Origin of the sequence: Flavobacterium sp., from assembly GCF_027483985.1 — a bacterium.
Lineage (GTDB): Bacteria > Bacteroidota > Bacteroidia > Flavobacteriales > Flavobacteriaceae > Flavobacterium.
In genome coordinates, this window is sequence record NZ_JAIXTJ010000013.1 from 1 (window position 1) to 11,745 (window position 11,745).

Sequence of the window (11,745 nt, forward strand, 5' to 3'; positions counted from 1 at the left end):
GGTACAATTGCTGAAATCGTTGACAAAGGAGCTACTGTAGATTTCGGAGATGATGTTGTTGCATTTATTCCAACACGTCACTTAGAAAAAGAAGATGGTAAAAAATTGAAAAAAGGTGAAGAAGCTGAATTCAAAGTAATTGAGTTCAACAAAGAATTCAAAAGAGTTGTTGCTTCTCACACAGCTATCTTTAGAGAAGAAGAAGAAAAAGCGGTTAAAGCGGCTTCTGAATCAGTTGCAAGTTCAAACAGCAACAATCAAACTTCTACTTTAGGAGATAACAATGATATCTTAGCTGAATTAAAAGCTAAAATGGAAAAAGGAGGAAAATAATTCTCTGATTATCTAAAATACTTAAAAAGCTCTCAATTTCTTGAGAGCTTTTTTTTTGGTTTTATTTGAAGCTATTTCCTGCTGTACGCTATATCTTTTTATTTTTAAAGAAAAAAAAAAAAGGATGCCGCTTCCATCAGGGCTAGGGCTTTCCGTTTTTATAGGAAATTTGGTTTAATTCATTGCTAATAAATTATTTTCTTCAGCAGAAATATCATTTATAATTGCATAAGTTTGAATATTTGTAATCGCCATTTCATCTAAAATAGAAACTAAATTACCGAAATTAGAATTTTTACTAGGTTTGATAATCACAATTGCACCTCGATTTCGGTCACCAAGTTGTTCTGTTATTATTTTATTTTTCGTTAATAATTCTTTTCTAATTCCTTCTTTGCCATAACTGATAGTTTTTGGTTTGTCGTCAGGATATTCTAGTAAGCCTTGATAGGTTATTATTTTATTGTTGTCGTCAAGTAAAATTGTAATAACTCTTTCTTGTCTTAATCTACAGCCAATAGGTCCACAACCTCCACAACCTGTATCTGGTAAACCCAAACTCATTGATTTAGGTTTGGCTAATTCAATGGTTACCATAAAAAAGATGATTAGCAAAAATGAAATGCTAATCATCGCAGTCAAATCTATTTTTGGATGTAACTTTTTACTTCTTGGTTTGTTTAAGTTATTGAAATCTTTTTCGTCTATCATAATATACTATTTAGAAGTTAGCATTATTTACTAAAAGCAAGATACTTTTATAACGACAACATTCTTAGTTTATTACATCGACTGAATTGAAATTTTAATTTTCCTTAAAAGGACGATCCCAAATTACATCGCTGAAGTTTTTTCCCATCATAAAGAAATAATAGCCAATAGTACCGACCATAGATTTAAACATAAATAAAAAAACTATTAGTGGCGCCATTGCTACTGATTCACTTAATTTATTAGTAGGAGTGAGGTAAGTGGCAATTAAACTTATGAAAAAGCAAAAAGTTAGAAATAAAACAATGTTTTTAACAGGCAAAACCATCCATTTTCTGTACCAGCTTAAATCGTTTCCCCATTGGTGTATTAAATAGTAATAACCATTTCCGATAGGAGCAAATAGTAATGGATCATCATAGTTTTTTAGTTCAAACGCTTTACTTGGAGCAACAATTTTATACCCTTCAAGTTTGGTTTGATGTTCTTTTTCTAAAGCATTAATCTTTGAAATGGCTTCTGCAGGAATTTCATTTTTAAACAAAGCAGTGTCTAAAAATCGTAAACGATAATCAATACAGATTTTTTTTATTTGATTTTCATTAAAAATCTTGTCTGTTTCAAGCAAATCAAAGTTAAATTCATTAGAATTTGTTGAACTTTTGCTTCGTATGGTCGAGAGTATTTGATTTCTTTCGGTTTGATTTTGCTTTAAAATCGAATACACTTCACTTAAAAGTTGCTCTTCTGATATCGTTTTATTTCTATTAATTAGCAACTCATCAACTAATGGCTTAGTGTTTAATAACATAATTTTATTTTTATTTTAAATTAAAAATTCAAAATTTATACACTCTAAATTAGTGAATAGGTGTTATTTATCAAATTATTTATCGAATTATTTTTTATTAAACTAATGTTAATTATTGAATTGAAAAAACCAAAGTCGAAATGTTAGCGTAAATCATTGTATAAACTTTAAAAAAATAAATTATCATGAAAACTAAAAACATCTTTTCAGCAGTAGTATTGTCTTTGTCTCTTTTTGCTACAACTTTAACTTTTGCACAAAAAGAAAAAACGGTTACTGTTGGTGGAGCACCAATGTATCCTTCTAAAAACATTGTAGAAAATGCTGTAAATTCTAAAGACCATACTACTTTGGTTGCTGCAGTAAAAGCTGCTGGATTAGTAGAAACACTTCAATCTAAAGGACCATTCACCGTTTTTGCCCCAACAAACGCTGCGTTCGACAAATTGCCAAAAGGAACAGTTGAAACTTTATTAAAACCAGAAAACTTAAAAACATTGCAAACTATTTTGACTTATCACGTAGTTGCAGGTAAAGTTAACGCTGCCGATTTAGTAAGTTTAATTAAAAAAGGAAACGGAAAAGCTACGTTAAAAACAGTTTCTGGTGGAACTTTAACTGCTTGGATGAAAGATAAAGATATTTACTTAACTGACGAAAACGGAAACAGTTCTAAAGTAACTATCGCAGATGTAAATCAATCAAATGGTGTTATTCACGTTGTTGACAGCGTTGTTACACCAAAAGCATAAGTTGTTATTTTTGTTTAGTTAAAAAAAGAAACCCATCTCTGTAAAGGAGATGGGTTTCTTGATTTTAAACCTTTATAATTATCTAAGTTGCGCTCCTAATTCGGTTTCAAAGTTAGATTGTAATTTATTCATAACCTTATCGATTTGAACATCGGTTAAGGTTTTAGTAGTATCTTGAATTGTGAAACTAACGGCATAAGATTTTTTTCCTTCCGGAAGATTTTTACCTTCATAAACATCAAACAAATTAATGTTCTTTAACAACGATTTTTCTGTTTGCCTTGCTACTTTATAAATAGATTCAAAAGTAACTGCAGAATCCACTAATAAAGCAAAATCTCTGCGAACTTCAGGATATTTAGGAATTGCCGTAAATTTAATTTTATTTGAAAGTAATTTTATTACTAAATCCCAATTGAATTCGGCATAAAATACTTCTTGTTTGATATCAAAATGTTTTGCAATTGATTTTTTAATAGTACCTAATTCAACCAAAGTATCATTTCCTAAAGCAAAACCAATTCCTTCTGAAAAAATATCATTTTCTACAGGTATGTTTTGAACTTTGTCAAATCCTAAGCGAGATAAAATGGAGTTTACATAACCTTTGAACAAGAAAAAGTCGGTAGGTTTTTGAGGGTTTGTCCAATTTTCAGCAACTCTATTTCCAGTTAAGAACAAGGTTAAATGTTTCTTCTCGTTGTAACCTGATAATAATTTGCGGTAACTTTTACCAAATTCGAAAAGTTTTAAATCGCTATTTTTTCTATTGATATTGTAAGAGATTGCTTCAAGTCCAGAAAATAACATCGATTGACGCATTACCGATAACTCACTACTTAATGGATTTAGCATAGTAACATTATACTCTTCTTTTAATAAAGATGATAATTGAATATAATCAGGAGTTGTTAGCGAATTGGCCATCATTTCGTGGAAACCAAACGAGTTTAATTGCGACGCAATAATGTTTTGCACTTTATAATCTTCAGTTCTTGGAGATTTTGCAACCGTTGCGTGAAACTTTTTAGTAAAATTAATGTTATTGTATCCGTAAACACGAAGAATTTCTTCAATAACGTCAACTTCACGTTGCACATCTACACGATACGCCGGAATAATTAATCCCAAACCTGCATCAGAAGAACTATTAACTTTGATATCTAATGAAGCTACAATTTTCTTGATAGTTTCTTTAGGTAATTCTTGCCCAATTAATTTGAATGCTTTCTCATAATTCAAGAAAACAGTAAAATCCTCAATTTTCTTCGGATATACATCAATAACGTCTGATGTAATTTCGCCACCAGCAACTTCTTGAATTAACAAAGCAGCACGTTTTAAGGCATATTCAGTAATCGTAGGATCAATTCCTCTTTCAAATCTAAAAGAAGCATCAGTACTCAATGAGTGACGTTTTGCAGTTTTTCGAATGGTAACAGGATTGAAGTAAGCACTTTCTAAAAATATTGAAGTGGTATTTTCTGAAACTCCAGAGTTTTTTCCGCCAAACACACCAGCTAAACACATTGGACCTTTATCGTCACAAATCAACAAATCTTCTTCGTGCAACGTACGTTCAACATCATCTAATGTTATAAATTTTGTTCCGGCTGCAACAGTTTTAACGGTAACTTTTCCGTTGATTTTTGAAGCATCAAATGCGTGTAAAGGTTGACCTAGTTCGTGTAAAACATAATTAGTAACGTCAATTACATTATTTTTTGGAGTCAATCCGATAGATTTCAATCGGTTTTGTAACCAACTTGGCGATGGTTTAATTGTAACGCCAGAAATAGTAACACCGCAGTATCTTGGTGCTAGTGTACTATCTTTTACATCAATATCAATTTTTAATGTACGTTTATCAACTTTAAATTTAGAAACCGATGGCGTGATAAGTTCTAATGAAGCATTTTTTTGAATTAAAGCAGCACGCAAGTCACGAGCAACGCCCATATGCGACATTGCATCGGCACGATTTGGCGTTAATCCGATTTCAAAAACTTCATCATTTTCAATATTAAATACTGTTGAAGCTAGTGTTCCAGGTTTTAAATTGGCATCAAGAATCATAATTCCTTCGTGACTTGTACCTAACCCTAATTCATCTTCGGCACAAATCATTCCGTGGCTTTCTTGACCGCGAATTTTACCTTTTTTTATTTCAAATTCATTTCCGTCTTTGTCAAAAAGCTTTGTACCAATTGTTGCAACAGGTACTTTCAAACCAGCTGCGACATTAGTTGCGCCGCAAACAATTTGAACTGGAGTACCATCACCTAAATCAACAGTTGTAATATTAAGTCTGTCGGCATCAGGATGTTTTTCACAAGTTAGAACGTGACCAACTACAACACCAACTAATCCACCTTTAACGGACTGATATTTTTCGACTATTTCAACTTCAAGACCTAAATCTGTAAGAATATCAGATACTTCCTCAGAGCTAGAATCGATTTTTAAGAATTGTTTTATCCAGTTGTATGAAATCTTCATTATTATCGTTTATTTAAATAAGGTGGCAAAGATACACAATGTAGCTTATTATTGAAAATATATTTAAGTAGTTTGAGTAAGATGGTTTGTTTTAAAAACCTAGTGTGCCACTAAGTTCTTTTAATGAAATTTCAAAAAGTTTGGTCTGAAATTGTGCGTTACTAAAGCGAACTAAAGCGGTTACATAATTTAATTGTGCTGTACGGTATTCAATAGGTGTAATGGTTCCGATTTTGAATTTTGCTAGCGTGATGTCTAAATTTTGTTTTGCAATTTCACTATTTTTCTCTTCTAGTTTGGCTAGTTCAAGATTTGTTAAATAACTTTGAAATGCCATTGATAATTGTGATTCTAAAGCTACTTTTTGTAAATTTATGGTATTTTCGACATTCTCAATTTGAAGTTTAGCTACTTTTTCGTTTCTATTTTGATTAAATCCATCAAATATTGGAACAGAAGCATTTATTCCATAAACAAATCCACGTCCAGACGATTGAGTGACAAACCCTAACGAAGCCTCAGAACGAGTGAAATTATATCCAGAATTGATTCTAACCGTTGGATATCGACCTGCTTTTACTTGTTTTAGTTGAAGTTCAGCATTATTTTTCTCTAGTAATTGTGCTTGTAACTGCGGATTTTGCTTTTCAGACAATGATTTTAAATCATCATATTTTAATGTAGCGTCAATTGTGATGGTTTCTTCCACCTTAAATTCTGTTTTTGTATTTCGAGCTAAAATCTCGTTTAGTCTAATTTTAGCATTTTGATATAATTCAAGTTGTTTCAAACGCGAACTTACATCGGTATTCAAATCAACTTGCGCATTCAAAACTTCTAATTTAGCTGCTTTTCCGATAGAAAAACGATTTTGAGCAGTGGTCAATCGTTGGTTTGAAATTACAATCGCCGTGTCTAAAGCTTTAATTTGTTGTTGCTGTTGTACCAAATCGAAATAAGTAGCATAGACATCGCTGACTTTGGTTAAAATTGCTAGTTTTAATTCGGCTTCACCTTGTTTTTGTAATACTTTTAATTGTTCTCTTCGAGCGAACATTCTCATACCGTCAAATATCGTCCAATCTAATCCAACTCCATAAGTCAAATTTAAATTTCTCGCATTGTCGAGAGTCCGTTCTTCACCGCTTGCCTGGGTTTGAGTCGTATTTAAAATACTATTATTGTTTACCACATTGGCACTAATTGTAGGTAACATTCCAGCGTTTCCTGCAGTAGAATTAGTTTCATCGATTTTTAAATTGTTTTTAGCAATTTTAATATCATAATTGTTTTCTAAAGCAATTTTTACTGCATCTTCTAGTTTCAAAATCTCTTGCGCTTGAAATTGAGAAATTAGTAGCAATAGGAGTGAAGTATATATAAATTTTAATTTCATTGCAATATTGTTTTATTTTTCGAGTGCGTCTAAATTGTCAAATTCTGGTCGGTGTTTTCTAGCTCTTGACCACATTAAATAGATTGCTGGAATTACAAAAAGTGTTAATACTAAAGAAAATAAAGTTCCACCAACAATGACAACTCCCATTCCAATTCGGCTAGTTGATGCTGCACCAAGTGACATTGCAATTGGTAATGCGCCCAAAGCTATGGCCAAACTGGTCATTAATATTGGTCGTAAACGCGCTTCAGATGCTTCTATAATGGCATCAAATTTAGTTTTTCCTTGTTCTCTTAATTGATTAGCAAATTCTACAATTAAAATTCCGTTTTTGGTTACAAGTCCAATCAACATTACGGTTCCAATTTGGCTAAAGATATTCCAAGTTTGTCCGAATAACCAAAGCGAAAATAATGCTCCAGCAACCGCCATTGGAACGGTTAAAATGATGATGAACGGATCAATAAAGCTTTCAAATTGTGCAGCAAGAATTAAGTAAATCAGTAATAATGCTAATCCGAATGCGAATAAAGTATTAGAACTACTTTCAACAAAATCTCTAGATTCACCACCTAAATCAGTTGTGAAAGAATCGTCTAAAACTTTTTCTTTAATAGTATTCATCGCATCGATTCCGTCACCCATACTTTTCCCAGGTGCTAATCCAGCAGAAATCGTTGCCGACATAAAGCGATTATTATGAAATAATTGCGGCGGATTACTTTGTTCTTCCACTTTAACAACGTTATCCATTTGAATCAAATTACCATTTTTACTTTTAACAAACATTGAGGTTAAATCTAAGGGTTTGTTTCGGTCTTTCTCTTCAAATTGTCCAATTACTTGATATTGTTTTCCATCTTTCATAAAGTAACCAAAACGTTGACCACTTAGCGAAAGCTGTAATGTTTGCGCAACATCTAAAACTGAAATCCCTAAACTTTCGGCTTTTTCTCGGTCGATTGTTACATTAATCTCTGGTTTATTAAACTTTAAATTCACATCTACAGTTGAAAAAGTTTCATCTTGATTTGCCAAATCCATAAACTGCGGAATTTTTTCTCGTAGTTTTTCAAAATTCGGAGCTTGGATAATATATTGTATTGGTAAACCAGCACGTCTGTTTACTGAAATTGTTGGCTGCTCTGAAACGTTGGTCTTGGCTTCCGAATATTTTTTAGTTAATTTTGTAAAGCGTTCAGCAATTTCTTTTTGAGAAGCTTCTCTTTCTTCCGGATCTTTTAAGGCTAATCGAATTCTTCCGGTATTTACAGATGAAGATAAAAATCCTGGCGCAGTAATTACCAAAGCAATCTTTTTCTCAGGAATAGAATCATTTATCAATTGGGACAATTCTTGCATAAATCTGTCGGTATATTCATAAGTTGCACCTTCGGGCGCAGTTACGCTTACAACAACCAAACTTCTATCGTCATAAGGTGCAGTTTCTTTCGGAATTATAGCAAAAAATAGTGCGATTAATCCAATACAAGCGGCAAGTATTGGAAAACTTAACCATTTTCTATTCATAAAACTAGTTAATGCAGCAGCATATCCTTTGTTTAGATTTACAAAATAAGGTTCGGTAAATTCATAAAATCGAGTTTTCTTTTGTTCGCCACCTTTCATTAAATAAGCATTCAACATTGGGGTTAGCGTTAATGATACAAAAGCTGAAATTAATACCGCAGCACCAATTACTACACCAAATTCACGAAACAATCGGCCAACAAATCCTTCAAGAAAAATAATTGGAAGAAATACAGCTGCTAAAGTGATTGAAATGGAAATTACGGCAAAGAAAATCTCGTTAGAACCTTTAATTGCGGCTTCGATAGGAGACATTCCTTCTTCAACCTTTTTGAATATATTTTCAGTTACCACAATTCCGTCGTCAACAACTAATCCGGTTGCTAAAACTATCGCTAAAAGGGTTAAAACATTTACTGAAAATCCGCATAAATACATTATAAAAAACGTAGCAATTAAGGAAACCGGAATATCAATTAATGGTCTGAAGGCAATTGACCAATCTCTAAAGAATAAGAAAATGATTAATACAACTAATATGATTGAAATCAAAAGCGTTTCGGCAACTTCAACCACTGATTTTTTAATGAAAATAGTATTGTCTAATGCAATATTTAATTCAATATCAGATGGTAATTCTTTTTTTAAGACGTCGTATTTTTTATAAAATTCATTAGCAATATCCAAATAATTTGTTCCAGGTTGTGGAATCACAGCCAAGCCAACCATTGGTTTTCCTGAGCCAGTAAATTTTGTTTCTAGGTTTTCAGGACCTAATTCGGCTTTTCCGATATCGCCTAAACGGACAACTTTAGAATCATCAGAAATGATAATGATGTCATTAAATTCTTTAGGAGTTGAAAGATTTCCTAATGTTTTAACCGTTAATTCAGTATTTACACCAGTTAATTTTCCTGACGGTAATTCAACATTTTGACTATTCAAAGCATTTCGCACATCGGCAACTGTAACTCCGTAAGAAGTTAGTTTCACCGGATCAATCCAAATACGCATCGAGTAGCGCTTTTGACCCCAAATCTGCACACTACTCACACCAGGAATAGTTTGTAAACGTTCAGCAATTACATTTTCGGCATAGTCACTAAGTTCTAAATCGTTTTTAGTTTCGCTCTGAACAGTCATTGTTACAATTGGATCAGAATCGGCATCAGCTTTCGAAACAACAGGAGGCGCGTCAATGTCTTGTGGTAAACTTCTAGCCGCTTGCGATACTTTGTCTCGTACATCATTTGCAGCAGCTTCAAGATTTTTTTCAAGTTTGAATTCTATATTGATGTTACTTGATCCTTGATTGCTTGAAGAGGTAATGTTTTTAATACCATCAATTGAATTTATTGCTTTTTCTAAAGGTTCGGTTATCTGCGATTCAATGATATCAGAATTTGCACCTGTGTAATTTGTTCGAACCGAAATTTGAGCAGGATCGATTGATGGGAATTCTCGAACACCCAGATAATTGTAGCCAATTAATCCGAAGAGAATGATGGTTAGATTTACTACAATTGTAAATACAGGTCTTTTTATACTTAATGTTGATAAACTCATAATGTGTAGGTTATGAAGAAATAATTAAAGATGGAACTGTTATTTATTTTTTCACTTTAGGTTTAATTAAATCTTCTTCTTTTAAGGACATAACACCCGATGTTAAAACCGTATCTCCAACTTTTAGGCCAGATAGTATCACAATATCTTTGTCAGTTCTAGTTAGTGTTTCAACCATAACTTCTTTGGCTTTTCCATTGTTTGCAATGAAAACCTTTTTACCTTCTTGAACAGGAATTATAGCTTCTGTTGGGATAATTATTGCATCTTTAATTGAATTTAATGGTAATTCTACGTTTGCAAACGTACCTGGAAGTAATTTTCCGCTTGAGTTTTGAGCAATGGCCCTAATTTTTAATGTTCTTGTAGTGGTTTCAATTTCGGGTTCGATGGCATAAATTGTTGCCGAATATTTTTCAGGTAAACTGTTAACTGTAAAATTTATATTGGAGTTTAATTTAATTTCAGCTGCGTATTTTTCTGGAATAGAGAAGGAGATTTTTAATGGATTTGTACTTACTAATTTGGCAACCAAAGTAGCAGGAGTAATATAAGTTCCCGGCGAAATAGAACGCAATCCGATTTTTCCTGAGAATGGCGCACGAACCGAAGTTTTGGCAATTTGCGCACGAATCAACTGAGATTGTGATTGAGCAGTTCTAAAATCTGCACTAGCAATATCATATTCTTCTTGACTGATGGCTTCTTTTTGTAAAAGTAATTTAGCTCGTCTTTCATTTTCTGATGCTAAATTTTGTCTTGTAATAGCTTGTGATAGCTGTGCTCTAAGTTCTATATCATTAACTTTAAATAAAAGTTGTCCTTTGCTAACGGAAGCGCCTTCTTTAAAAGAAATACTTTCGACAATTCCAGAAACCTCGCTTCTGATTTCGATTTGCTCATTTGCTTCTATTGAACCTGAAAGCGACAATGCGTTCGAAAAATCTTTACTTTCCGCTACAATAGCACTTACGGTTACTGCTGGCTTTTTATCGCCTTTGCCTTTTCCTTTGTCAGTTTCTTCGCTGTTTTTAAAAATTCTATAAGTAATTAATCCGCCAATTAATAGCACTAGTAATGCGATTACAATGTTTTTAACTTTCATAAATGATAGGAGTAAAATTTTATTTGTCTATACAAATATTGAATAACAAAATTACTTCTTATCAAAAGAATATGCGGAAGAATTGACTTTTATTTAACTTTTAAGCAGTAAAATCAGATAATATTAACGAAATTATAACAATTCTTCGACGTGCTTTTTAATGTTTTCCGAAATTTTCTTGGTCGGTAAATCATTTTCATCAATTCCAAATGGATCTTCAATTTCTTCTGAAATTAATTCTAAACTTGCTAAAACATAAAAGATAAACACCACAACTGGAGCAACATAATATCCTAAACTAAAAGCATATCCAAAGGGCAAAGTCATTACATAGAAAAATATAAATTTCTTTATAAAAGCACTGTAAGAATAGGGAATTGGCGTGTTTTTAATTCGCTCACAAGCACCACAAATATCAGTAAACGATTGTAATTCTAGATTTAAGATTATTAGTTGATCACCAGTAATTTTTTTTGCATTGTACAAATCATTTACTTTTTGAAAAAGCATTTTCGCTACTTGATTGGGTTTATGATTATGATGCGGTTTAAGCTCTAAACTATCAAATAATTCTTGGCTGATTTCCTCATCTTTAAGATGTTTGTTTAAAACAGATGAATAACTTGGAATCATTTTTTTGAAAAACTTTCTATCGTTTTCTTCATTCAAAATAACAGCTAGTTTTAACGCTAAATTGCGGCTATTGTTTACTAATGCACCCCAAAGTTTTCTTCCTTCCCACCAACGATCATAAGCAGAGTTAATGCGATAAGCTAGCAATAACGAAATTACAAATCCCAACATACCATGCATTATAGTTATGTTTTTGATATAATTTTGTTCGGATAATTGCCATACTTCAACTTCTAGATAACCTACAATACCAGCATAAAAACCGATGGCCATCATAATTGGAAATAACGTTTTGAAAGTATCCGCTCTATGAATTTTGAATATGAATGTAAACCAATCTTTAGTGTTATAGGAAACCATATTTTATTAAATAATTTGTTGTTTTTTGTTCTTGACTAATTCTAAA

Annotated in this window: 9 protein-coding genes; 2 read left to right on the plus strand and 7 right to left on the minus strand. The window is 32.3% G+C overall.

All coding sequences use genetic code 11. The features are described 5' to 3' along the window. A partial coding sequence (locus Q0050_RS02585) for a S1 RNA-binding domain-containing protein (protein ID WP_298392387.1) occupies positions 1–333 on the plus strand: 333 nt, incomplete at its 5' end. Between the two features lie 174 nt (positions 334–507). Here Q0050_RS02585 and Q0050_RS02590 read toward each other — a convergent pair. Both Q0050_RS02590 and Q0050_RS02595 read right to left on the minus strand, forming a co-directional pair. Next, positions 508–1,044: a biopolymer transporter ExbD gene (locus tag Q0050_RS02590; protein ID WP_298392389.1), complete on the minus strand. Its 537-nt coding sequence runs from the start codon at positions 1,042–1,044 to the stop codon at positions 508–510. A 94-nt stretch (positions 1,045–1,138) separates the two neighbouring features. After that, positions 1,139–1,855 (minus strand): hypothetical protein, encoded by a 717-nt coding sequence (locus Q0050_RS02595; protein ID WP_298392391.1) that lies wholly within the window; start codon positions 1,853–1,855, stop codon positions 1,139–1,141. 185 nt (positions 1,856–2,040) lie between these two features. Between Q0050_RS02595 and Q0050_RS02600 the strand changes: the two genes are divergently transcribed. Then, positions 2,041–2,607: a fasciclin domain-containing protein gene (locus Q0050_RS02600; RefSeq protein ID WP_298392393.1), complete on the plus strand. Its 567-nt coding sequence runs from the start codon at positions 2,041–2,043 to the stop codon at positions 2,605–2,607. Between the two features lie 78 nt (positions 2,608–2,685). On the opposite strand, the gene pheT is transcribed toward Q0050_RS02600, so the two are convergent. The 5 genes from pheT to Q0050_RS02625 form a co-directional block, all read right to left on the minus strand. Continuing rightward, entirely contained in the window at positions 2,686–5,106 is a 2,421-nt protein-coding gene (pheT, locus tag Q0050_RS02605) for a phenylalanine--tRNA ligase subunit beta (protein WP_298392395.1), read from the minus strand. A 91-nt stretch (positions 5,107–5,197) separates the two neighbouring features. Further along, complete coding sequence (locus Q0050_RS02610; RefSeq protein ID WP_298392397.1) at positions 5,198–6,502, minus strand: TolC family protein; 1,305 nt, start codon at positions 6,500–6,502, stop codon at positions 5,198–5,200. 12 nt (positions 6,503–6,514) lie between these two features. After that, a complete protein-coding gene (locus Q0050_RS02615; protein WP_298392399.1) occupies positions 6,515–9,601 on the minus strand; it encodes an efflux RND transporter permease subunit in 3,087 nt (1,028 codons plus the stop codon). Between the two features lie 43 nt (positions 9,602–9,644). Then, positions 9,645–10,706 carry an efflux RND transporter periplasmic adaptor subunit gene (locus tag Q0050_RS02620; RefSeq protein ID WP_298392401.1) on the minus strand — a complete coding sequence of 354 codons (1,062 nt, stop codon included), beginning with the start codon at positions 10,704–10,706 and terminating at the stop codon, positions 9,645–9,647. Positions 10,707–10,838: 132 nt separating this feature from the next. Beyond that, on the minus strand, positions 10,839–11,699 hold the full coding sequence (locus Q0050_RS02625) for a bestrophin family protein (RefSeq protein WP_298392403.1): 861 nt from the start codon (positions 11,697–11,699) through the stop codon (positions 10,839–10,841). Between the last annotated feature and the right edge of the window lie 46 nt (positions 11,700–11,745).